Annotated in this window: 22 protein-coding genes; 13 read left to right on the top strand and 9 right to left on the bottom strand. The window is 66.9% G+C overall.

The features are described from left to right. Nucleotides 1–23: 23 nt before the first annotated feature. From O5K31_RS12720 to O5K31_RS12710, 3 genes are all read right to left on the bottom strand, one after another. Complete coding sequence (locus tag O5K31_RS12720) at nucleotides 24–848, bottom strand: alpha/beta hydrolase (RefSeq protein WP_269713973.1); 825 nt, start codon at nucleotides 846–848, stop codon at nucleotides 24–26. A 72-nt stretch (nucleotides 849–920) separates the two neighbouring features. Next, nucleotides 921–1277, bottom strand: coding sequence for a hypothetical protein (locus O5K31_RS12715; protein ID WP_269713972.1), 357 nt, complete (start codon nucleotides 1275–1277; stop codon nucleotides 921–923). Continuing rightward, complete coding sequence (locus O5K31_RS12710) at nucleotides 1274–1960, bottom strand: hypothetical protein (RefSeq protein WP_269713971.1); 687 nt, start codon at nucleotides 1958–1960, stop codon at nucleotides 1274–1276. The genes O5K31_RS12715 and O5K31_RS12710 overlap by 4 nt, the downstream gene beginning before the upstream one ends. 174 nt (nucleotides 1961–2134) lie before the next feature. Here O5K31_RS12710 and O5K31_RS12705 point away from each other — a divergent pair, with 174 nt between their 5' ends. Together O5K31_RS12705 and O5K31_RS12700 are read left to right on the top strand one after the other, a co-directional pair. Then, a complete protein-coding gene (locus tag O5K31_RS12705) occupies nucleotides 2135–2821 on the top strand; it encodes a response regulator transcription factor (RefSeq protein ID WP_269713970.1) in 687 nt (228 codons plus the stop codon). Continuing rightward, a complete protein-coding gene (locus O5K31_RS12700) occupies nucleotides 2808–4727 on the top strand; it encodes a sensor histidine kinase (protein ID WP_269713969.1) in 1920 nt (639 codons plus the stop codon). Before O5K31_RS12705 ends, O5K31_RS12700 begins: the two co-directional genes overlap by 14 nt. Here the strand turns inward: O5K31_RS12700 and O5K31_RS12695 are convergent. Continuing rightward, nucleotides 4724–5761 carry a mechanosensitive ion channel family protein gene (locus O5K31_RS12695; protein ID WP_269713968.1) on the bottom strand — a complete coding sequence of 346 codons (1038 nt, stop codon included), beginning with the start codon at nucleotides 5759–5761 and terminating at the stop codon, nucleotides 4724–4726. The genes O5K31_RS12700 and O5K31_RS12695 overlap by 4 nt on opposite strands. 206 nt (nucleotides 5762–5967) lie before the next feature. Here O5K31_RS12695 and O5K31_RS12690 point away from each other — a divergent pair, with 206 nt between their 5' ends. Then, on the top strand, nucleotides 5968–6792 hold the full coding sequence (locus tag O5K31_RS12690; protein WP_269713967.1) for a hypothetical protein: 825 nt from the start codon (nucleotides 5968–5970) through the stop codon (nucleotides 6790–6792). Between the two features lie 489 nt (nucleotides 6793–7281). Continuing rightward, nucleotides 7282–7515, top strand: coding sequence for a hypothetical protein (locus O5K31_RS12685; protein WP_269713966.1), 234 nt, complete (start codon nucleotides 7282–7284; stop codon nucleotides 7513–7515). 14 nt (nucleotides 7516–7529) lie between these two features. On the opposite strand, the gene O5K31_RS12680 is transcribed toward O5K31_RS12685, so the two are convergent. From O5K31_RS12680 to O5K31_RS12670, 3 genes are read right to left on the bottom strand one after another with little or no spacing between them, the layout of a single operon-like run. Then, nucleotides 7530–8300 carry a CPBP family intramembrane glutamic endopeptidase gene (locus O5K31_RS12680; protein WP_269713965.1) on the bottom strand — a complete coding sequence of 257 codons (771 nt, stop codon included), beginning with the start codon at nucleotides 8298–8300 and terminating at the stop codon, nucleotides 7530–7532. Between the two features lie 43 nt (nucleotides 8301–8343). Beyond that, nucleotides 8344–9153: an AraC family transcriptional regulator gene (locus O5K31_RS12675; RefSeq protein WP_269713964.1), complete on the bottom strand. Its 810-nt coding sequence runs from the start codon at nucleotides 9151–9153 to the stop codon at nucleotides 8344–8346. A gap of 15 nt (nucleotides 9154–9168) precedes the next feature. Beyond that, nucleotides 9169–9507: a YciI family protein gene (locus O5K31_RS12670; RefSeq protein WP_269713963.1), complete on the bottom strand. Its 339-nt coding sequence runs from the start codon at nucleotides 9505–9507 to the stop codon at nucleotides 9169–9171. A 175-nt stretch (nucleotides 9508–9682) separates the two neighbouring features. Here O5K31_RS12670 and O5K31_RS12665 point away from each other — a divergent pair, with 175 nt between their 5' ends. The 5 genes from O5K31_RS12665 to O5K31_RS12645 are packed head-to-tail and all read left to right on the top strand — an operon-like array spanning nucleotide 9683 to nucleotide 15237. After that, nucleotides 9683–12079, top strand: a complete 2397-nt coding sequence (locus O5K31_RS12665; protein ID WP_269713962.1) for a TonB-dependent receptor plug domain-containing protein — start codon at nucleotides 9683–9685, stop codon at nucleotides 12077–12079. A 5-nt stretch (nucleotides 12080–12084) separates the two neighbouring features. Then, nucleotides 12085–13179, top strand: coding sequence for a pyridoxal phosphate-dependent aminotransferase (locus O5K31_RS12660; RefSeq protein WP_269713961.1), 1095 nt, complete (start codon nucleotides 12085–12087; stop codon nucleotides 13177–13179). Between the two features lie 31 nt (nucleotides 13180–13210). Next, nucleotides 13211–13450, top strand: a complete 240-nt coding sequence (locus tag O5K31_RS12655) for a hypothetical protein (protein ID WP_269713960.1) — start codon at nucleotides 13211–13213, stop codon at nucleotides 13448–13450. Next, on the top strand, nucleotides 13447–13572 hold the full coding sequence (locus O5K31_RS12650; protein WP_269713959.1) for a hypothetical protein: 126 nt from the start codon (nucleotides 13447–13449) through the stop codon (nucleotides 13570–13572). The genes O5K31_RS12655 and O5K31_RS12650 overlap by 4 nt, the downstream gene beginning before the upstream one ends. A gap of 60 nt (nucleotides 13573–13632) precedes the next feature. Next, nucleotides 13633–15237, top strand: a complete 1605-nt coding sequence (locus O5K31_RS12645) for a peptide chain release factor 3 (protein WP_269713958.1) — start codon at nucleotides 13633–13635, stop codon at nucleotides 15235–15237. A gap of 12 nt (nucleotides 15238–15249) precedes the next feature. On the opposite strand, the gene O5K31_RS12640 is transcribed toward O5K31_RS12645, so the two are convergent. Further along, on the bottom strand, nucleotides 15250–15699 hold the full coding sequence (locus O5K31_RS12640) for a hypothetical protein (protein WP_269713957.1): 450 nt from the start codon (nucleotides 15697–15699) through the stop codon (nucleotides 15250–15252). A 74-nt stretch (nucleotides 15700–15773) separates the two neighbouring features. On the opposite strand from O5K31_RS12640, the gene O5K31_RS12635 reads away from it, so the two are divergent. From O5K31_RS12635 to O5K31_RS12620, 4 genes are all read left to right on the top strand, one after another. Beyond that, nucleotides 15774–16472 carry a DUF4019 domain-containing protein gene (locus O5K31_RS12635; RefSeq protein WP_269713956.1) on the top strand — a complete coding sequence of 233 codons (699 nt, stop codon included), beginning with the start codon at nucleotides 15774–15776 and terminating at the stop codon, nucleotides 16470–16472. Nucleotides 16473–16773: 301 nt separating this feature from the next. Then, nucleotides 16774–18168: a hypothetical protein gene (locus O5K31_RS12630; RefSeq protein ID WP_269713955.1), complete on the top strand. Its 1395-nt coding sequence runs from the start codon at nucleotides 16774–16776 to the stop codon at nucleotides 18166–18168. Continuing rightward, nucleotides 18165–18464 carry a hypothetical protein gene (locus O5K31_RS12625; RefSeq protein ID WP_269713954.1) on the top strand — a complete coding sequence of 100 codons (300 nt, stop codon included), beginning with the start codon at nucleotides 18165–18167 and terminating at the stop codon, nucleotides 18462–18464. The genes O5K31_RS12630 and O5K31_RS12625 overlap by 4 nt, the downstream gene beginning before the upstream one ends. 203 nt (nucleotides 18465–18667) lie before the next feature. Continuing rightward, on the top strand, nucleotides 18668–19348 hold the full coding sequence (locus O5K31_RS12620; protein ID WP_269713953.1) for a dihydrofolate reductase family protein: 681 nt from the start codon (nucleotides 18668–18670) through the stop codon (nucleotides 19346–19348). A gap of 33 nt (nucleotides 19349–19381) precedes the next feature. On the opposite strand, the gene O5K31_RS12615 is transcribed toward O5K31_RS12620, so the two are convergent. Continuing rightward, nucleotides 19382–21727, bottom strand: coding sequence for a glycoside hydrolase family 95 protein (locus O5K31_RS12615; RefSeq protein WP_269713952.1), 2346 nt, complete (start codon nucleotides 21725–21727; stop codon nucleotides 19382–19384). Nucleotides 21728–21739: the final 12 nt, after the last annotated feature.

Here is a 21739-nt window from a genome sequence, read left to right as displayed (position 1 = left end):
GTCGGACGGTGTTCGCTTCGATTCTAGCGCTCAAAAAGCCACCGCATGCCGGCCCTGTAAGCGTTGGTGCTATCGGCCGCGTGCGTTCCGCCTTCGAAGTCGATGGTCCGGAGAGACCAGGGCAGGTTGCTGCGATTACGCCAGGCCTCGAACCAGGCAGTCGCATCGGCGCGAAACTGGGGACGGTCGCGCGTCCCACTGACGACCGCCAGCCTCAGGTCCTTTCGCCGTGCCGTCTCAGGCGTGCCGAAGAACAGGTCGCGATCAGGCTCGAACGCAGGATTGCTCGCTATACGACCCCAGAACAGGTCCGGTTGAGTGAAGGCGGAATAGAGAACAAAGCTTGCGCCCCTCGATTGCCCGAAAAGCACTCGCCTCTGCGGATCGACGCGAAACCGGCCCTCTACGGAGGGGATGAGTTCATCCGACAGAAAGCGCTGAAACGCAGCCGCGCCGGCAGGCTGGCCATCTGTCGCGGTGGCCGCGAAGTCCACGCCCCGAAAGTTCTTCGCTGGGTCGAACGAGCCGTAGGCCAAGCCCACGATCACCGCCTCTGGCAGGCCATCGTCGAACGTCAGAAAGAGATGGTTGGCCGCAAGGATGGGGAACAGCGAGTCCCCGTCGAGAACATAGACAACTGGAAAGCGCTCGGCGGTTCGCTCTTCGTACTTTTCAGGCAGTCGGACGAAGACGTGGAAGTCGCGGTTCAGCTCCCGCGCCGCGATCTTGAAATAGTCGCCCCTCAGGGCGGGCAGGTGCTCGAAAGGCGCCTGTTGCGCACGCGCCGGCCCAGGCTGAACCAGCGTGGCCCCCGTAAAGAGCAGCCCCAACAGTAAGCGCTTCAGCATGGTGTGCTCTGACCGACCGCGTTCTCAAACAACCTATCCGCGCGGCAAAGCTTCGCCAAGCGGGTGGGGTCGTCAGTCGCCGAAGAGTAACCGCGCCGCTAGGCCGCGTGGGGACGGAAATGGTGACGGATCGGCCAGGACTTCGACCTGATATCCCACTGCTTTGAGGATGGTCGAGGCTTTGGGGTTCGCGGACGTTCCCTCGACGAACCAGCCGTCTAGGTCAGCGCCGGCGGTCTTGGCGTCGGCGGCGAAGTCCGGCAACGCCTGGGCGATGCGCGAGCTTAAGGCGTCGTGCGCCTCTTCCCGATTGAGAGCCTGCAATCCAGGAAGTCGGACGCGATACGACGTCACGTTGACCACGAAGGCGTGAAGACAAGGGGCTGGATCATCGCCCGCCAGCGTGTCTTTCCGCCGCCCCGCGATCAACCCCCCGAGAACACCCACGGCGCGGTCAGCGCCAATATCTGGAAGGCGATCGCCGCGCCCAGGCCCCAGAACCAGCCTGGCACCTGGGTCCGTCTTGGCATGGCGATGGTGGAAGACGACGAGAGGGTGGCCATCGGCGCGGGCCGCGTCGCCCCCATGATGGGCGGACCCTTGCGCAGGTGCCCGTCGATGAAGGTCCAGCAGGTCTTCAGCAGCATGGCGTCGCCATAGGCGCTGTTGGGGCGGGTCGGGTCGAAGCGCAGCAGCGCGATCTGGTCGTCCAGGTCCGGCGCGCTGAAACGCAGGTCGCGGCGGCCCAGCAACTCGCGCATCTCGATCAGCTCCAGGTCGCGCGCCTCGGGCCGGAACGGCTGCATCACCTCGTCGTCCAGTTGATGCGCCACCACCACCCGTTCGTGATCCAGCACCTGGTCGATCAGCAGCACGGCGGCCAGGGCCGAGCTGGTGGGCGTCCAGACTCCCGGATGCAGCGGGTCGGCGTTCCAGCCCACCGTCACCATCAGCTTGACGCCGCCGGCCATGTCCATGGCGCAGTACTCGACCAGCCGGGTCTGACGGTCCTCGCTCACCACCCGTGAGGCGAAGAAGGTCGGCGCCTCGGGCAGGGGGCTGTCGCGATGATCCGCCAGGTGCGTGATGGTGCTGGTCCGCCCTTCGTTCACCCCACGCCCTCCCTGTCCCTGGACGCAAGTCGTGCGCCGCCCCCTGATGTGCTCTAGTTGCCGTGCAAGCTTCGGCAGAGCAATGTTCGCCCTGTCGCTAGATGTGATGACGCGGCCCGGCGCGAGGTCTGCGAAGGCTGTCAGCACAAGGGTTCGCGGGGGGCGAAAAACACGATGAGTAACGAGGTCGGCTCGCCCGCGCCGCTCAGGATCGCCCTGGTCGAGGACGATGTCGCGTTTCAGGAGGCGTTCCGCACCGCCCTGGCCGCCGCACCGGACCTGGCCATGGCCGGCGTCGCGTCCACCCTGGCCGAGGCCCGCGCCCTGCTGAGCGAGGCGCCCGCCGATGTTCTGGTGGTCGATCTGGGCCTGCCCGACGGTTCGGGCATCGAGATCATCGGGGAGGCTCACGCCCGCTGGCCCGATTGCGCGATCATGGTCGCCACCACCTTCGCCGACGAGCGGCACGTCATCGCCTCGATCGAGGCGGGGGCCAGCGGCTACCTGCTCAAGGACAGCCCCCTGCCGACCATCGCCGAGGACATTCGCGTCCTGCACGCCGGCGGCAGTCCGATCAGCCCCCGCATCGCCCGTCAGGTGCTGATGCGCTTCCGCCCCGACGAACGGGCGGCCGCGGAGGAGGCCGAGGCCAAGGCCAAGTCCGGCATCCCCAGCCTGTCCGAGCGCGAGAAAGAAGCCCTGCAGCTCATCACCCGCGGCTTCTCCTTCGAGGAGATCGCCGAGCTAATGGGCGTGTCGCGCAACACGGTGCTGACCTTCGTGCGGCGCATCTACGCCAAGCTGGAAGTTCGCTCCAAGACCGAGGCGGTGTTCGAGGCCCGCGCCTATGGCCTTCTCTAGGCCGCTGCTCCAATGGCTGCCGTGGGCGGCCCTGGGCGTGGCGATCCTGGCCCTGCTGGCTACCGCCGCGGCGGTGCAGGCGCGGGCGGGCGGCGCGCGGATCACCGCCGCCCGCCTGACCGCCGTCGATACGGTCGGCTATCAGGCCCCGCCGCCCGTGGTCCCGCCGAGCGTCGGGAGGGGCGGCGCGGCCGTGACCCTGCCCCATTCCCCGCAGCCGGACTGGACCCCCAGCACCGAGGCCTCGCCCCAGCGCATCGCCACCCGCGTCACTTGGTATTCCCTGACCGTCCCGCCGCTGCCCCATGACGGCCGTCAGCTCTATCTCTACATCCCGCGCTGGAAGTCGGACGGCACGCTGGCGATCTACGCCGACGGGCGGCTGGTCCATCAGTCTCACGCCAACCTGCAATGGAACGGCTCCAACCAGCCCCTGTGGATCGCCCTGCCGCGCAGCGACGCCACGCAGCCGCCGACGCGGCTGGATCTGCGGCTGCAGCATGTGCGCGGCATTGGGGGGGCGTTCTCGTCGGTCTGGATCGGCGACTATCGCCAGCTGTCGCCGCGTTACTACATGCGCGACCTCTTCCAGGTGCAGTTGCCCGCCTTCTCTTCCGTCGCCTTCCTGACCACCGGGATCTTCGCCCTGTTCGTCTGGTTCAGCCGGCGCAGCGAGCCGATCTACCTGCTGTACTTCCTCGCCTCGGCGGCCTGTTTCCTGCGGATGCTGCACACCTTCGTGGGGACCCAGCCGCTGTTCATTTCCGACGCCTGGTTCGGATGGGTGACGGTCAACTCGACCTTCTGGATGATGCTGACCCTGCATCTGTTCGTGGCCGCCCTGCATCGGATGCCGCAGCCGCAACTGACGGGCGCGATCCTGGCCAATGGCGGGGCCTGGAGCATCGCCACCCTGCCGGGCCTGCTGGACCCCACCCTGATCGCGGCGCCGATCTATCTCAACATGCTGGCCCTGGGCATGATCGTCGGCATCAACTGCGTGCGCCAATCGATCAAGGGCGGCTCGTACCTGGCGCTGCTGCTGTCGGTCTGGTGCATCGTCACCGTGGTGGCCGGCCTCTATGACGTGGCCTTGCAACAGAACCTGGTGAACATCGAGAGCGTGTTCCTGACCAACTTCACGGGCGTCGGGTTCACCCTGCTGTTCTGGTACGTCATGTTCAGTCGCTACACCCAGGCGCTGGAGACCGCGACCCAGGCCAAGGCCGACCTGGCCCGACGCCTGGCCCAGCGCGAGGCGGAGCTGACCGCCAGCCACGCCCAGCTGCGCGAGATCGAGCACCGCGAACTGCTGCACCACGAACGCCAGCGACTGATGCAGGACATGCACGACGGCTTGGGCTCCAGCCTGGTCACCGCCTTGCGCGCCTTCCAGAGCGACCGCGCCGCCGACATCGACGCCGTCGCCATCCTGCACGGCTGCATCGACGACCTGAAGCTGACCATCGACTCCATGGAGCCGGTGGAGACCGATCTGCTGCTGCTGCTGGCGACCCTGCGTTTTCGTCTTCAGCCGCGCCTTCAGGCCGGCGGCGTCAAGCTGACCTGGCGCGCGGGCGAGGTGCCGCCCCTGGAGTGGCTGGACCAGCGCCACGCCCTGCACATCCTGCGCATCCTTCAGGAGGCTTTCGCCAACATCCTCAAGCACGCCGGCGCCCGCGAGATCGCGGTCACCGTCCGCACCGAGGGCGACCGCGTCCTGGTCCGCGTGCAGGACGACGGCAAGGGCTTTGACCCGACCCGGCCCTCCACCGGCCGCGGCCTGGCCAACCAGCGCAGCCGCGCCGAGGCCATCGGGGCGTCGGTCGCCTGGGAGCAGACGGGCCGGGGAAGCTGTCTGGTGCTGATCCTGCCGGTGACCAAGGGCCTGGCGACGGCAGGCTAGCCCTCGGGGCTTTCCACCGGATCGATGGCGGGGTCCAGCAGGTCGGCCGCCGCGTCATTGACCGTCGGCGCGGGCGAAGGGGCGCCGTCGGCCGGGGCCTCTCGCTTCGTCGCCGCCAGGTGTTCGGACAGGCCCAGGGCTTTAAGCGCATCATCGCCCTCGCGGCCCAGCACGCTGCGGATGCGCAGGTCGGTCTGCGGGAACGGAACCTCGATGCCGGCGGCGTCCAGGGCGTCGGCGATGGCCCAGGTGTAGGCCGCGTGCATGGCGGCCGGCCGCTTCACCGCCTCCTGGGTCGGCCAGACCAGCAGCTCGAAGTTCAGGCTGCTGTCACCAAATCCCACCAGCCACACTTGGCTCTTGCGCGCCTCGGTCTCGGGCAGGGTGAAGGGCGAGGCCTTGGCCGCCTCCAGGACCGCCTCGCGCACCTGGCCCCGGTTGGCGCCATAGGCCACCGAGAACGGAATGTGGATGCGCCGCGTATCGCCCTTCAGGGTCCAGTTGGTGACCGGCCCCTCGATCAGGTGCGAGTTGGGGATGATGACATTGACGTTGTCGTTGGTGCGGATGCGCGTGGCGCGAGGGCCGATCTCGGCGATGGCCCCGCGGGTCCCGCCCTCCAGCTCCACATAGTCGCCCACCGAAACCATCCGGTCGAAGATCAGGAAGATGCCGGACACGAACTCCTTGACCACACCCTGCAGGCCAAGGCCCACGCCGATGCCGATGGCCCCCGCGAACACCGCCAGGGACGACAGGTTCAGCCCCGCCGCCGACAGGCCCACGAAGACCCCGATGATGACGATGCCGTAGCCGGCCAGCTTCTCCAGCAGATACAGCGCCTGGGCGCTGCGATGCGCCTTCAGCCGCATCCGCCGCACGCCCCGCGTCAGCAGCCAGGAGATCAGTATCGCCAGTGCGACGATCACCGCCCCCGACACCAGCCCGCCCAGGGTCAGGATGCTGCCGCCGATATTGAGCAGCCTGGCCTCGTCCAGGGTGCTCAGCTCCGAAATCACGCCCTCAGTGTCCACGTCACGCCATCCGTCGATCCGACTGGAACGCCCCAGCCTTCTCCTAGCGTTCGTCTAGCGTCACCGTTCCGGCGGGGAGGGCGAAGGCTCAGGCCTGCTGGCGGTTCTTGATTGCTAACTTGCTGGATTCGGTCCGCCCAACGATTGGCTATAGTAACCGAGCAAGCCCGCGAATTCCTCGTGGGCGACTTATGAGCCCAATCGATATGCTCAAGCTCTCGGCCACTAGCTGGGTAAAGCTCGGATATGCCGCTGGTCAGGTGGCAGCAATGTTGGACCCGGGTGTCTCAAAGCTCACCCCGCAGGCCGAGACCGTGAAGGTGCCGGATGGTTTTCGAGATATTATCCTACCCTATCTCGAGTCCATGCGAGACGAATTGGCCGCCCCCATTGGTGCCAAAACAGCGATCGCAGACATCGAACGGCTGATGGGCCTGTTGAATAGTGGAAAGTGCGACGCGGGTACGCTTCGTCAGAAGCATCATAGCATCTACTCGCGCCTCGAAGACGAACTGACGGGAACGCACTTCCTATGGGTGGAAACCGGCCTCCTCGCTTACTTTGAAGGAGGCGCGTCGATGTATGGGGAAGACGTCGCGGCGAAGTTTCCCAGCCTGATCTACGACCTCGATGAGGCTGCAAAGTGCCTTTCCCTTAGTCGCTCTACCGCCAGTGCATTTCATTCGTTGCGCTGTGTCGAAGGTGGCATCATGGCGATGTCCCGATGCCTTGCCATTCCCGATCCACTCAAGGGGGCAGACCGAAACTGGGGAGCGCTGCTCCGCAAGATTGCGGAAGAAATGGACAAGCGCTGGCCCAAGGGGTCGCCGGCCCGAATGTCGGGTGACGGACAGTTGTTTGAGAATGCTTATGCTGCCCTTGCGGCGATGCAGAATCCTTGGCGGAATGCCACCATGCATCTTGAGCAGAAGTACACGCATGAGGAGGCGGAGCATCTGCTACGCGTCGTGCGGGACTTCCTTCAACGGCTAGCGCGGCGAATGGACGAGGACGGTCAGCCGCGAGCTTAGAAGCAGACTACGGTGATTGTGTCCGGAAGCTCAGCGGCTGCCGTAGTGTGCCTCTGGCGTTGCTTCGCGCGACCGAATCTGGTGCCTTCGCGAGGAAGGGAACGAACCGCGTGGACAAGAGAGCTACCCGCCGTATCCTGATAATCAACGGGATAATCTTCAGCCTGCTGGGTCTTTTTGCCTATTGCGCGATGAGGCCCGCATCGACGGCCTGCGCCGCGATGACGGAGGACGAAGCAGTATCCAGAGCAAACAAAATGCTCGAAGCTAAGGTCGCGGAAGGAGACGAGCGCGCTCGACACCTTCAATTCAAGTCCACAAGCATAGAGCCGAATAGTGACCCGTCTCTCCGAGCGGTTGTCGTACACTATCGATCGACGTCGGGCGGGGAGCCTATGGCTGCCTGGTTCTTCGGTGATTGTGATCACGAATGGTGGGGTGATTGAGTCAGTCCAACGCCACTACTCCCCCTAACTCGCCGAGTCGTACATGAACTCGCGCCGTTCCTGCGCGCAGCGGCAGGCGACGGCCATCTTCCTCGCCCATTCCACGGCGTCTTCGCGGGCGGGTGGTTACAGCACCAGCGTGATGGCGCTCCCGCCTTCAGGCGTCTACCGCGTCACCAAGATGGTCGGCGTGGGGGCTCCGGTTGTGGAGGCCGAGGGGGCGGTGATCTCGGTCAATCCGGAAGGCCGGCGCTGGAGCGTCAGCTTCCCAAGCTGAACATCAGTGAAGACCTAGTTCTCCAGCCCCAGGTACAACGCTGTGAAGTTGATCGTGTCGACGACGCCGTGAACAAGCACGAGCGGCCAGAGGTTGCGTTTCAACAAGAGAAACGCCGCTCCAAAAGCGATGCCGATAGCAGTGGTCGTCACCAGTCCCCGAAGCCCCTGATAATAGAAATGTCCCAGGCCGAACAAAAGCGCGGGAAGCAGAACGGCGAACACCACGCCGAAAGGAACACCGCGAAACAGGGCTGCGGCGCGCGTCACCAGAAAGCCGCGAAAGAACATTTCTTCGCCGAACGCCGCAGCGGTCCAGACAATCCCGAGCCATAGAAGGAAGACCGGAAGATTGCCCTGGACGTCGCCCCAGCGATCCTCGACGCCCTCGGGAACCACTTTCATAAAGTCCCACCCGAGCGCCTCTGCGCCATGCAGGACGCTCGCAACGGCGACGGCGAAGAATCCGAAGACCAGCAAGGCTTGTGGCAAGACCATCAGCTTGGCCTTGACGCCATTGAGTACGATTAGGCCGAACGACGAATATCCCTCTCCCCGTCGCCGCAGGTAGAGCGCTAGGCAGACGAGGGTCGCGATGAGCGACGTCGGGCCCGCGAACCGCCAGAAGAACGGGTCGAAGGCGATCCGCAGCACCAGCGCCAGCGAACCAAAGACCGCCAGCTCAGCGGCGGCCCTGCGCCGGTCGATCAAAGGTTTCGCCGCGCTGTCCGGTCGCTCCTGCTTGGCGGAGGCCGGCGTTCTTGCGGGATTGATCGTGGGGGTCATGCCTGGCTCCGTTGTCGGGACGGGTCAGGATAGAGTAGGCGGCTCAGTCTGATCTTGAACGTCTGTGCGTGGCGACCCAGGTCCGGGGCGTCATGCCGTAGGCCTTCTTGAAAAGGCGGGTGAAATGGCTCTGATCGGCGAATCCGCTGGCCTGGGCCACATCGGCGAGTTCAGCGCCCTTGCCCATCATCTCACGCGCCCGATCAAGCCGCCGAAAGATGAGATAGCGGTAGGGGCTTGAGCCCAGAAGGGCGCGGAAATCCCGCGACAGCCCCCAGCGGTCTTGCTGCGCGGCCTGTTCAAGGTCGGCGAGCGTCGGGGCGCCTTCGAGATTCGCCTCGATGAAATCGCGTGCTCGCAAAACCGCGGCGTGGTTGGCGCGATTGCGGGGCGGCTCGATGCCGGCGGCTTGCAACAAGGCCGTCGTGATGTCCGTGACCGCCTGCTCATACTCAAGGCTGTCCAGCGGACGGTCGAGGTCGTCAAGCAGCTCACTGACGACCCGACGAAGCCGCGGGTCGTCAGACACGCCATCCTGAATGAATGGAAGCGCCCGGCCGCCGAGAACTCGCTGGATGTCGGCCGGCGCGACGTAGGCCGTTCGGTACTGGAACGGCATGCCGTCGCCCGCGCGTCCGTCATGGAGCTCGTCCGGATGCAGCACGACCATCTGTCCCGGAAGCGAATGCCGCGCTGCGCCGCGATAGTCGAAGGTCTGGACCCCGGCGATAGTGATCCCGATGGCATAGGTGTCGTGCCGATGCGGCGCGAAGGCCGTGCCGTTGAGCCGCGCCTCTATACGGTCGATGCCGCCGGATGATCTGAACACCCAGTTGTCAGCGTCTGCGGCCATCGTCGCGCCGCTCCCCTAACTCGCCGGGTCGTACATGAACTCGCGGAGTTCCTGGGAGCAGCGGCAGGCGGCGGCCATCTTTCTCGCCCATTCCACGGCGTCTTCGCGGGTGGGCAGTTCCAGCACTGTGAAGCCGCCCTTGAGCCGGCTGCCGGGATAGATCTCGGTCGAGACCTCGCCGTCGCCGGAGACCAGGACGGGGTCGACCCCTTCGTGAATGCCGCCGGCGAAGACATAGACGCCGGCCGCCTTGGCTTCTTCGACCACCGCGTGGGCGGCCGCGCCGACGACGGGCAGCTCTTCGGGGCTGACGACCATGGCTTCGCTGGGAAATGAGATCAGATATTTGGTCATGCGCCGAGCATGCCTCAGTGAACGCTGCGAGGGGAAGGGCGCCTTTCAGGCGGCCCCCGGTGCCCTTTTCACCGACCGAGGATCTTCACCAATCCGACGCCCTAACCGTCACGGAACCGACGGACGAGGCGGTCTAGGTCTCGCGCCCATTCCAAACAGACCCCGGGGATGGGCCATGACCTTGAAGACCACCGCCGCATGGGCGGCACTCGCCGCTGCGATCGCCACACCTGCTTTCGCCCAGACCGCGCCAATCGCCGCCGCCGAGGGCGCGAGCCAGCTGGACGAGCTGATCGTCACCGGCACGCGCCGGGTGGACCGCACCGCCTTCGACGCCATCACCCCGGTGGACGTGGTCTCGTCCCAGGCCCTGACCAACGTCGTCTCCGACCAGGTGACCGACAAGCTGGTGGCCATCACCCCGTCCTTCAACGTCCTGCGCAACCCCACCGCCGACGGCCAGCAGTACGTGCGCCCGGCGACCCTGCGCGGCCTAGCGGCGCACCACACCCTGGTGCTGGTCAACGGCAAGCGCTTCCACCGCTCGGCCTTTCTCAGCGGCAACGTTCAGGCGCCGGACCTGGCCTCGATCCCGTCCATCGCGCTCGGCCGCATCGAGGTGCTGCGCGACGGCGCCTCGGCCCAGTACGGTTCGGACGCCATCGCCGGGGTCATCAACCTGATCCTGTCGGACGAGGAAGGCTTCTACGGCACGGTCCAGGGCTCGCAGTACTATGAGGGCGACGGCCGCCTGATCGAGACCGCCGCCCGCTATGGCGTGAAGATCGGCGATGGCGGCCATCTGGTGGCCAGCGTCACCTATGCGGACGGCGAGGCCACCTCGCGCACTCGCCAGCGCCCCGACGCCATCGCCTTCCAGAACGCCAACCCGACCCTGGCCGTACCCAACCCGGTGCAGCGCTGGGGCCAGCCGGAACGCGAGGTCCTGCGCGGCGCGCTGAACCTGATGCTGCCGGTGGGCGAGACCATGGAGCTGTATGGCTTCGGCACCTATGCCGACAGCTGGGGTGTCAACGACTTCAACTGGCGCAACCCCGCCACCGACACCGCGTACCGCACCACGACCCTGTTCCCGGGCTGGAACCTGCGCTCGATCTACCCGACCGGCTTCGCGCCGCAGTTCGGCCAGGACGAGACCGACTTCCAGCTCAACGGCGGCCTGCGCGGCGAGCTTGAGAGCATGGGCCTGACCTGGGACGCCAGCGCGTCCTTCGGCCGGGACGAGATCAGCTATTTCCTGGACAACTCGATCAACGCCTCCTTCGGCCCGCAGTCGCCGCGGAACTTCAAGCCGGGCACCCTGATCCAGGAAGAGCAGAACCTGAATCTGGACTTCAACAAGACCCTGGCCATGGGCTGGCTGGCGGCCCCCGCCAACCTGGCCTTCGGCGCCGAGCGCCGGGTCGAGACCTACAAGATCGAGGCGGGCGATCCGTTCTCCTGGCAGATCGGACCCGGCGCGGCGGCGGGCCTGCCGTCCGGCTCCAACGGCTTCCCGGGCTACAGCCCGACCCAGGCCGGCGAATGGGACCAGGACAGCTGGGCGGTCTATGCCGACCTCGACATGCCGATCACCGACCAGTTCACCGCCGACGTGGCCATCCGCCACGAGGACTTCTCCACCTTCGGCTCGACCACCGACTACAAGGTCGCCGCTCGCTACGACATCACCGACGGCCTGGCCGTTCGCGGCGCCTTCTCCACCGGATTCCGCGCCCCGACCCCGGCCCAGGTGTTCTCCAGCCGCACGTCGCAGGGCCTGGACACCACCACCCTTCGTCTGTTCACCACCGGCCGCCTGTCGCCGCTGGATCCGGTGGCGGTGTTCTTCGGCGCCAAGCCGCTGAAGCCCGAAGAGTCTCAGAACCTGTCCCTGGGCGTCACCGCCCGCCGGGGCGGCTTCACCGGCTCGATCGACTATTATCGCGTGGAGGTGAAGGACCGTCTGGCCGGCTCGCCCAACTTCACCGTCACCCCGGCCATCCGCGCCCAGCTGGTCGCCGCCAACGTCCCCGGCGCCGACGTGCTGACCACCATCAGCTACTTCGTCAATTCGACCGAGACCAAGACCCAAGGCCTCGACGTCGTCGGCTCCTACCGCATGCCGGTCGGTCCGGGCGATCTGACCCTGACCGCCGCCTACAACTACAACGACACCAAGCTTGAAAAGGCGGTGGTGGCGGTGTCCGAGCTGACCCGCCAGAACCTGGAGAACGGCCTGCCGCAGCACACCGGCAACCTGACCGCCGACTACACCTTCGGCCGGTTCAACATCATGGGCCGGGTCCGCTACTTCGGCGAATGGACCGACGCCCAGTTCCAGGACTCCAAGAACCTGATCCAGGACTTCGGGGCCCAGGCCCTGATCGACCTGGCGGTGACCGCCGAGCTGCGCGAAGGGGTCAAGCTGACCCTCGGCGCCGAGAACCTGTTCGACCAGTATCCGGACGAGGCGACTTTCCAGGCCTCGCGTGGCCTGATCTACTCGCGCAACGCGGTCTATGACACCGACGGCGGCCGTTACTACGCCCGCCTCGCCGTGAGGTTCTAAGCACCATGACCACCTGCAGCCGTCGCGATCTTCCTGGCCTGTTCGCCGCCACCGGCGCCCTGGCCGGCTCGCTTATGTTCGCCGAGACCGCGTCGGCTGCGGGCCCCGTCGTCGGGCCGCTCAACATCACCGAAAACCCTCACGGTCCGCCCGCCCGGGCCGTGGAGGCGGCGCGGAACGTCGTCCACACCGTCGCCAACTACCCGCACGCCGAAGAGACGCGGCTGATCGCCAAGATCGCCGCCGAGAACGGCCTGAAACCCGAGAACGTGGTCATCACCACCGGCTCGCTGGAGATGCTGTCCCTCATCACCGCCTTCTGGACTCAGGGTGGGGTGCAGTTGCTGCCGTCCCTGACCTACGACACCCACGCCAAGTACGCCGCGCGCCAGGGTCTGCCGAACCGCCGGGCGCCCATGGCCGCCGACTTCCAGATCGACTTCGCCGCCATGACCGCCGGGCTCGGCCCGGACGTGAAGCTGGCCTATGTCTGCAACCCCAACAATCCGACCGGCCTGCTGGCCGACCCGGCCGCCCTGCGCGCCTGGTGCCGCCAGACGGCCAAGACCGTGCCGGTGGTGGTGGACGAGGCCTTCATCGACCTGCTGCCGGACCCGGAGGTCCACAGCGTCGCCGACCTGGTGCGCGAAGGCCACGACGTCATCGTCGCCGGCACCTTCTCCAAGGCCTATGGCCTCGCCGGCCTGCGCCTCGGCTACGCCCTGGCCACGCCCCAGCGGGCCATGAAGATCCGCAGCGTCCTGGCCACCTCGCACAACACCCCGGCCCTGGTCGCCGCCGAGGTCGCCTACAAGGACCGCCCCTACCTCGCCGCCGCCGCCGCCACGACCGCCAAGGGCCGCGCCATCATCGAAGGCGCCTGCAAGGCCGCCGGCCTGCGCACCCTGCCGTCCGTCGCGTCCTACGTCTGGGCCGACCTCGGACCGGACGCGGCGGGCATCCTCAAGCGCCTGGAAACAAAGGGTGTCCTCCTGCGCCAATTCGGCGACGCCTACCCCCAATGGGCGAGAATCGCCGTGCGCGAACCCGAAGCCCTTGCGGCGTTGGTGCGCGAACTGCCGGGGGCGGTGGGGGGCTGACGAGCCAATGCAAAGCCGCTAGGCTTCACTTGTGAAGACCTATGATCAGGCCAAGAAGCACATCGAAACACGAGAGGCGCGCCTTCGGGCTCGCCTCAAGCTCCTGACCGGCAATTTCACCACCTACGCCTACGCATTGACTGGCGCTGCGCTGGTCGAGCCCTACATCAAGGGCGAGGCGTTCAACTGGGCGAATGTCTTGGCGATCTCAGTCGCCGTGGCGATGCACGCCCTCGCGTGGTACATTGCGCCCAGAGGAGAGAAGCTTTGACCCCCTTGGAAGCCATGCTCGCTATCTTCACGCCGCTGGCCTTCGTGGTCGGTATCTTCGCGATCAAGATGAAGCGCGACCTCGACCGGCTGGAAGACAGCCACACCCGTCCAGCCGAGTAATCGGCTCCAAACGCCACGAATGTTTGCCCAATCGAGCGCGGCGCGCTACCAGCCGCGCCCATGAGCACGACCGCGCAAGAAGCCTCCCGCCGACGCACCTTCGCCATCATCAGCCACCCTGACGCCGGCAAGACGACCCTGACCGAGAACATCCTGCTGGCCGGCGGGGCGATCCGGGCGGCGGGCGCCGTCCGCGCGCGAGGCGAGAACCGGCGGACCCGTTCGGACTGGATGAAGATCGAGCGCGAGCGCGGCATCTCCGTCTCGGCCTCGGTCATGACGTTCGACCACGACGGCAAGATGTTCAACCTGCTGGACACGCCGGGCCACGAGGACTTCTCCGAAGACACCTACCGCACCCTGACCGCCGCCGACGCGGCCATCATGGTGCTGGACGCGGCCAAGGGCATCGAGCCCCAGACCCTCAAGCTGTTCGAGGTCTGCCGCCTGCGCGACATCCCGATCATCACCTTCATCAACAAGATGGACCGGGAAGCCCAGGACCCCATCGAGCTGCTGGACGAGATCGCGTCGAAGCTCGCCCTCGACCCGTCGCCGCTCTATTGGCCCGCCGGCTCGGGCGGTCGCTTCAAGGGCATGCTCGACATGCGCTCGGGCCAGTTCATCCCCTACGCCAAGCGCACCGGCGGCTCGCAGGACCCGGACGAGGGCCACCCCGAGCCCGTCGAGTTCGCGGGCAATTCCATCAGCCAGTTCCTGGACGACGGCGAGAAGGCCGAGCTGGAAGAGCAGGCCGAGCTGATCGCCGGCGGCTATCCCGAGTTCAACGTCCAGTCCTTCCTCGAAGGCCACATGACGCCGGTGTTCTTCGGCTCGGCCCTGCGCCACTTCGGCGTGGCCCAACTGCTGGCCGGCATCGGCGCCTACGCCCCGGCGCCCAAGACCATGAAGGCGGAGAAGGCCGGCGTCGAAGCCGCCGTCGAGCCCGGCGACAAGGAAGTCACCGGCTTCATCTTCAAGGTCCAGGCGAACATGGACCCCAACCACCGCGACCGCATCGCCATGCTGCGCCTGACCAGCGGCAAGTTCACCCGCGGCATGAAGCTGAAGGCCCAGAACACCGGTCGCCAGATGAGCGTCAACGCGCCGATCATGTTCTTCGCTTCGGACCGCGAGCTGGCGGAAGACGCCTATGCCGGCGACGTCATCGGCATCCCCAACCACGGCGTCCTGCGCGTGGGCGACAGCCTGAGCGAGAGCGGCCTTCTGCGATTCGCCGGCCTGCCCAACTTCGCGCCCGAAATCCTGCGCCGCGTGCGCGTGAAGGACCCGCTGAAGGCCAAGCACCTGAAGAAGGCGCTGGAAGGCCTGGCCGAAGAGGGCGTGACCCAGCTGTTCCGCCCCGAGATCGGCGCCGACTTCATCGTGGGGGCCGTGGGCCAGCTGCAGTTCGAGGTCATGGCCGACCGCCTGGCCAACGAATACCAGCTGGAGGTGATGTTCGAGGCCGCCCCGTTCTCTGAAGCCCGCTGGCTCGGCGGCGAGCGCGCCGATCTCGAGGACTTCGCCGGCAAGCACAAAATGGCCATGGCCCGCGACATCGACGATCAGCCGGTCTTCCTGGCCAAGTCGTCGTGGGAGATCGGCTACGTGGGCGAGCGCTTCCCCAAGGTCCGCTTCGAGCGCACGAAAGAGCGGGGCTGACGCCCGCGCCGTCTAGCTGTTGTAGCAGGCGATCATGTTGTTCACCCGCACTGGGCCGGGCGGGTGGGTGATGTCGCCGGTGTTGTGCCGGAACATCCAGATCAGGTGATTAAACTCGCTCGGCGGAAACCAGCCCTGGTTCCGTCCGAGGCGGATGGCCCAGCAGTCGGCGGCGGTTTCATTGGCGCCGACGATCTGGTGGCCGCATTCGTGCGACGCCCAGAACAGCTTCATCGACGTGGGCATCGACCAGAGTACGTTGGGGTTCATGTGAATGATCCCCGGCTGCGCCATGCCGACATCCGGCAGGCTGGGATTGAGCACGAAGACCGTCGGCCCGCACGAAACGGGCAAGCCATCGATCCGGAATGTGCCCGGCGGGTAGACGGTCTGCGCCCCGGCCGGTGGTGCGGATGCCGCCATGACAGCCGCCAGCGATAGTCCAAGAGCAAGCAGACGCATGTGTTCAGCCCCGGAAACGTGACCGCTCGACGCGGCCAACGGTTTATGCCACTTTGAGTTGGGGAAGCTTAACCATGACAACCAGAGCACATCTATCCAACGTGGACAAGATGCTGGCCTTCGGGTTTGGCGTGGTCTTCGTCTCGGTGATCCTGCTGATCGCCGTGCTGCAGCCGAACCCCAGCCAGTTCAGCTACACCATCTTCCGCATCGTCATCGCGCTGGCCGCCGCCGGCGTCGGTGCGGTGCTGCCCGGCTTTCTGGAGGTGACCTTCCGCGGGTGGCTGCGCGCCGGCGGCGCTCTGGCCCTCTTCGCGGTGGTCTATTTCGTCGCCCCGGCGGGCCTTTCCCCCATCACTTCGCCTCTACCGCCTCCGCCGCCTGAGAATGCGCGCGCGGTCGCCGAAGCCTGGCTGCAAAAGGTCGATGCGGGCGAGCTGGATCAAGCCTACACCGAGATGGCTGGCGCCTTCCGCGAAAAGAACGCCCTCGCCGATGTGCGGACAGTCGTCGATGGCGTGCGAGCCAATCTTGATCCGGTCGTCAGCCGGACGCTCGATGCGACATCTGGAGCCGTGAATCCGCCGGGCGCGCCGCCGGGCCACTACCAGTCCGTCGGCTTCCGCACGAAGTTCGCCAAGGAGGAACGGCTGATCTACGAGGCGGTGCAGATGTTCGCCGAAGACGGAAAGTGGAAGGTGGTCGGCTTCTACCTCTTCGTCCGCAACGATGCGGGTGTGATGGTGCCTTACTCGCCGCCGCCAAACGCCTAGGCGGCCCGCAGCCGATCGATCCTCCAGAAGGGGGAGGCGCCCGACTCACCACTTTCTTTTCTTAACTATTCGCCGGGACAGAAGTTAACGCCGGCGGGTCGCCAATCCCGCCGTGTCTCGGTTTGAACCACCTTTCATGGTTAACCGCGTGGCGTATTTGCATTCATTGTGATTATTTATAGTTAATGGTCGCTTAGTTAAGCTTAATGACTTGTTAAAATTCGCGGACCCGGTTTTGCTCCTAGGGCGTTGACCCCTCGTCGGCTGTTCCGACGTGGGACAACTGAGCGGAGCAGGTGCGATGTTCGAATTTCGCCGGGAATGGAAAAAGGTCTTCGGCAAGGCCGCGGAAGCTGGCTTCCAGACGCCCCGTGACGGCTTGACCGGCGGCGACGTCTCGCTGCTGGAGCTGCTCGACATCGACATGCTGAGCGCCGAGGCTCGCAGCGCCGACGTGGCCGCCGGCCGCATCAGCGCCAAGGACAAGGGCGCGCGCCTTATCGAGGCCGCCGTGATCTGGCGCGAGGTCGCCCGCCGCACCGGCGACGTGGCCGCCCTGCGCAAGGCCGCCGCCCAGGCCGAGGCCGCCGTCAAAACCCTGGAAGGCGAGAACCGCCTCAAGGAAGCCGCCCGCGCCCGCTGCGAACAGGCCGCCTGCGCCATGCTGGGCGCCGAGTTGTTCGGCGACGAGGGTCTGAACGCCGCCGCCGAAACCGTGCTGTCGCGGGCCAAGGCCGTTGGCGGCGCCAACCTCGCCATGGCCGGCGCCCTGTCCGCCGGACTTGAGGGCCGCCGCGCCCTGTCGGCCGGCACGCCCGGCGCGGTGCTGATCGCCGCCCGCGCCTTTGATGAACCCCTGGCCGCCCTGGATGTGCTCAGCCGCCGCTCGCCCGCCGCACGACTGGCCGCCGCCGAGCATCGCCTGACCCGTGCCGACCTGCTGATCGGCTGCGCCGGTCAGCGCGCCGAACCGACCCTGCTGGACCGCGCGATCGAAACCCTCGACGCCGCCGCGGCCCCGCTCGACGCCGCCTATGAACCCCTGACCTTGGCCCGCATCGCCATGGCGCGGGGTTCGGCCCAGGCCCTGCTGGGCGAACTCCTGCTCGATACAGGCCTGATGGCCGAGGGTGTCGAAACCCTGGTCCAGGCCGCCAAGGACTTCGGTCCCGAGCAGAGCCCGCTGGACTGGGCGCGCGGACAGGTGCTGCTGGGCGGCGCCCTGCAGATCCTGGCCGAGACCACCACGGCCGAGCACCTGTTCGAACAGGCGGTCACCGCCTTCGACCGGGCGCTGAGCCTGCTCAAGAACGCGCCGACCCTGCCGCTGCGGGCCGCCGCCGCCAACAACCGCGCCGTCTGCCTGGCGCGCTGCGCCGAGCTGACCGGCGACCTGACCGTGCTGGACGTGGCCGAGGCCGGTCTGCGCATCGAGCTGGTCGGTGGCACGCCCCGCAAGGACCCGCTGGCCTGGGCCGTCACCCAGATGAACCTGGCCCGCCTCTACGAAGCCCGCGCCGAGATCACCGGCCGCGACGACGGCCGCCTGGCCGCCGCCGCCACGGCCCTGGCCGGAGCCTTCGATGTCTTCGCCGAACACGGTTGCCGGTCGATGACCGACATGGCCGCCCAGGGGCTGGAGCGCCTGCGCGCCGCCCGCACCAACAAAGAAGTTCAATCGGGAGTGAAACATTGATCGCGTCGCTTATCCTCGCCGCCGCCACGACGCTGGCGCCTGCCCCTCAACCTACGGAAATGCGCGTCCAGCGTGTCAGCGAGCCGACCATGGCCGTGGCCCTGCTGTCCTGCGTCATCCAGCGTGACGGGGCGCTCGCCGGCTGCAAGGTGATGGCTGAAAGCCCCTCCGAAATGGGCGTGGGCGAAGCGGCCCTGATGATGTCCTCCCAGTACCGCCTCGACCCCCTCGGCCCCGACGGCCGCCTGCGCACCGGCGAAGTGGTCGAAGTCCCGGTCCAGATACGGATCAAGTAAGCAAAGAGACTCCCCTCTCCCTCGATGGGAGAGGGGCAGGGGTGAGGGTGACCACGGCCTTTCCGCCGGAGCTGGCGTCGCCGCAGCATCACCCTCATCCCCGACCCTTCTCCCATCGAGGGAGAAGGGAGAATTTTTCCGCTCCCCTGTCGGTCCCACGGTCCTTCCTCCGTCCTTAGGGTCAAACTCACAGGAGCCCCCCAATGCGACGCATCATCATCGGAGCCTTCATCAGCCTGGACGGGGTCATGCAGGCGCCCGGCGGCCCGGAAGAGGACCCCTCCGGCGGCTTCGAGTACGGCGGCTGGGGAACCCAGCATTGGGACGACACGCTCAACGCCGCCATGGGCGAGCTGTTCGGGCGCGAATTCGACCTGCTGCTTGCCCGGCGCACTTATGACATTTTCGCCGCCCACTGGCCCTTCGTGCAGAAGGACCCCGCCGCCGCCGACTATGACGAGGGCGCGGCGCAGATGGGCGACAGCTTCGACCGCATCAACAAGTACGTCCTGACCCATCGGCCAGACGGCCTGACCTGGGTCAACAGCCACGGCCTGGACGGCGCCGATGCGATCCGCGAGCTCAAGGCCGGCGACGGTCCCGACCTCATCGTCCAGGGCAGCACCGAACTGATCCAGGTTCTGCTGGCCGAAGGGCTGGCCGACGAACTGCGCGTCCTCGTCTTTCCCCTGCTGCTGGGCAAGGGCAAACGCCTCTTCGGCGACGGCGTGGTTCCCGCCGGTCTGAAGATGATCCAGTCGAAGGTTTCAGACAGCGGCGTGGTGGTCGCCACCTACGTCCCCGACGGCGAGGTCAAGACCGGCTCCTTCGCCATGGAGACCCCCAGCGAGGCCGAACTGGAGCGCCGCAAGACGCTGGCCTGATCTTCTCCTCCCCGTTTCGCGGGAACGAGTTGACTAGGAGGCGGCCAGGACCCCATCGACGACCCGTATGGTCCTGGTCTCGCCCCGCCGCAGCTTCAGCTCCAGCGTACGGCCGCCCAGCACGACCCGCTGGGGACCGTCGATCCCGGCCTTGAGCACTGCCCGGTCCAGGCGGCCTTCGCGCCACCATACGTCCACTCCTAAGGCGCCGCGCGCCCTCAGGCCCGTCATCGATCCCGTGGGCCAGGCCGAGGGTAGGGCGGGCAGCAGATGCACCGCGCCGTTCCGCGACTGCAGCACCATCTCCGCCATCCCCGAGGCGCCGCCGAAATTGCCGTCGATCTGGAACGGCGGGTGAGCGTCGAACATGTTGGGATAGGTCCGCTCAGGTCCCAGCAGGGCGCGCAGGATGCGGTGCGCCCGATCCCCGTCGCCCAGCCGCGCCCACAGGTTCAGTCGCCACGCGATGGCCCACCCGGTGGAAAGGTCGCCGCGGGTCTCCAGCGTCTTCTTCGCGGCGGCGGCCAGTTCGGGCGTGGTGTCGATGCTGATTTGTTCGGACGGATAGAGGCCATACAGGTGTGAGACGTGGCGATGCTGCTGCTCGGGCGCGTCGGCGTCCCAATCCTCCATCCACTCCTGAAGCTGACCGTTCTTGCCGATCTTGTAGGGAGCCAGCCTGTCTCGCGTGGCCGCGAATTCAGCCGCCAGCGCCGGGTCGCGGTTCAGGACGCGGGCGGCGGCGATGGCGTTGTCGAACAGGTCGCGGATGATGGCCTGATCCATGGTCGGGCCCGCCGCCAGGGACGAGCCATGGCCATGGTCGTTCTCGGGCGAGATCGAAGGACTGGTCACCAGCCGCCCGCTCTTGGGATCGACCACCAACGTGTCCACGAAGAACAGGGCCGCGTCTCGCAGAATGGGATAGACCTGCGCAAGATACGCCCGGTCACGGCCATAGTCGTAGTGGTCCCACAGGTGCTTGCACAGCCACGCGCCCCCCGTCGGCCACACGCCGTACTTGGCCCCGTCAATAGGTGCGGTGGCGCGCCACAGGTCGGTGTTGTGGTGGGCCATCCAGCCCCGCGCGCCATACATGGCCTTGGCCGTCCGGGCTCCGGTGATCGACAGATCGCGGACCATGGCCACCAGCGGCGCGACGCACTCGGCCAGACCCGTCGGCTCCGCCGGCCAATAGTTCATCTCGGTGTTGATGTTGATGGTGAACTTGCCGCCCCAGGGCGGGTTCATCTTGTCGTTCCAAAGGCCCTGCAGGTTGGCCGGCTGGCCGTCTGGGCGCGAGCAGGCGATCAGCAGATAGCGCCCGTACTGGAAATACAGCGCCGCCAGCGCCGGATCGTCGACGGTCGGCGACAGGCGGATCCGCTCGTCCGTCGGGCGCTGGGCGGCGGCGGTGGTCCCGAAGTCCACGGCCACCTTGCGGAACAGCCGCCGATGATCGGCCTGATGCGCGCTCAGCAGGCTGGTCCACGGCTTTCGGGCGGTCTTGTCCAGCCGCTGACGGTTGGCGGCGACCGGATCGCCGGACACATCGTCAAACCGTCGATAGCTGGTTCCCGCCGCGATCAGCAGCACAACCTCGTCAGCGCCCGTCACCGACAGTGTCGATCCCGTTCCGCCGACACGGCCGCCACTGGCTACGGCCCTGACCCGGCAATCGACTTTCAAAGCCGCCGCGATACCGTGCAGACCGGCGTTCATGCCGTTCAGCACCAGCGTATCGCCCTCGACCTGCACCTGCGCGGGCAGGGGGCTGTCGAACGACAGGTCCAGCGAGATCGCGCCCGGCCGGTCGGCGCTCAGCCGCACGGCGATCACCTGATCCGGGGCGCTGGCGATCACCTCTCGCTGGAAGGTCACATCGCCACGGGCGAACCGCACGCGCGATATCGCGCCGTCGATGTCCAGCTCGCGCAGATAGTCCGTCGCCGTTTCCTCCAGACCGGGGAAGGTCAGCTTCAGCTCGCCCAGGGTCTGGTACGACATCTGGCGCAGGGGCTTGGCCATGAACTTGGCGTTCGCCAAGGCCGTCGCCCCCGCATAGTCGCCGGCCTCGATCAGGCGCCGAATCTCGGGCAGCGCGCCGGCCGCCTCCGGATTTACCGGGTCATAGGGGCCGCCGCCCCAGAGGGTGTTCTCGTTCAGCTGCAGCCGTTCGACCGCGACGCCCCCGAACACCATGGCCCCCATGCGGCCCGAGCCCACCGGCAGCGCTTCGACCCATTCCTTGGCCGGCTGGCGGTACCACAGGCGCATCGCCTCGCTCGCCTGCGGGGACGCTTGCGAAAAGCCGGCTGTGGTCAGGGCGGCGCTGGCCGACAGCGCTTGCAGGGCGGTGCGGCGGGTCAGGTGGGGCACGGGCTTCCTCGG

This window comes from Caulobacter sp. NIBR2454 (assembly GCF_027474405.1).
Taxonomy (GTDB): domain Bacteria; phylum Pseudomonadota; class Alphaproteobacteria; order Caulobacterales; family Caulobacteraceae; genus Caulobacter.
Note: the sequence above shows the minus strand (reverse complement) of the source record. Positions and strands in the feature narration are given on the sequence as shown.

Coding starts and splice junctions, on each gene's coding strand:
- O5K31_RS12720 (WP_269713973.1), bottom strand. CDS start 848: ATGCTGAAGCGCTTACTGTTGGGGCTGCTCTTTACGGGGGCCACGCTG.
- O5K31_RS12705 (WP_269713970.1), top strand. CDS start 2,135: ATGAGTAACGAGGTCGGCTCGCCCGCGCCGCTCAGGATCGCCCTGGTC.
- O5K31_RS12700 (WP_269713969.1), top strand. CDS start 2,808: ATGGCCTTCTCTAGGCCGCTGCTCCAATGGCTGCCGTGGGCGGCCCTG.
- O5K31_RS12690 (WP_269713967.1), top strand. CDS start 5,968: ATGCTCAAGCTCTCGGCCACTAGCTGGGTAAAGCTCGGATATGCCGCT.
- O5K31_RS12685 (WP_269713966.1), top strand. CDS start 7,282: ATGAACTCGCGCCGTTCCTGCGCGCAGCGGCAGGCGACGGCCATCTTC.
- O5K31_RS12680 (WP_269713965.1), bottom strand. CDS start 8,300: ATGACCCCCACGATCAATCCCGCAAGAACGCCGGCCTCCGCCAAGCAG.
- O5K31_RS12675 (WP_269713964.1), bottom strand. CDS start 9,153: ATGGCCGCAGACGCTGACAACTGGGTGTTCAGATCATCCGGCGGCATC.
- O5K31_RS12670 (WP_269713963.1), bottom strand. CDS start 9,507: ATGACCAAATATCTGATCTCATTTCCCAGCGAAGCCATGGTCGTCAGC.
- O5K31_RS12665 (WP_269713962.1), top strand. CDS start 9,683: ATGACCTTGAAGACCACCGCCGCATGGGCGGCACTCGCCGCTGCGATC.
- O5K31_RS12660 (WP_269713961.1), top strand. CDS start 12,085: ATGACCACCTGCAGCCGTCGCGATCTTCCTGGCCTGTTCGCCGCCACC.
- O5K31_RS12645 (WP_269713958.1), top strand. CDS start 13,633: ATGAGCACGACCGCGCAAGAAGCCTCCCGCCGACGCACCTTCGCCATC.
- O5K31_RS12640 (WP_269713957.1), bottom strand. CDS start 15,699: ATGCGTCTGCTTGCTCTTGGACTATCGCTGGCGGCTGTCATGGCGGCA.
- O5K31_RS12635 (WP_269713956.1), top strand. CDS start 15,774: ATGACAACCAGAGCACATCTATCCAACGTGGACAAGATGCTGGCCTTC.
- O5K31_RS12630 (WP_269713955.1), top strand. CDS start 16,774: ATGTTCGAATTTCGCCGGGAATGGAAAAAGGTCTTCGGCAAGGCCGCG.
- O5K31_RS12620 (WP_269713953.1), top strand. CDS start 18,668: ATGCGACGCATCATCATCGGAGCCTTCATCAGCCTGGACGGGGTCATG.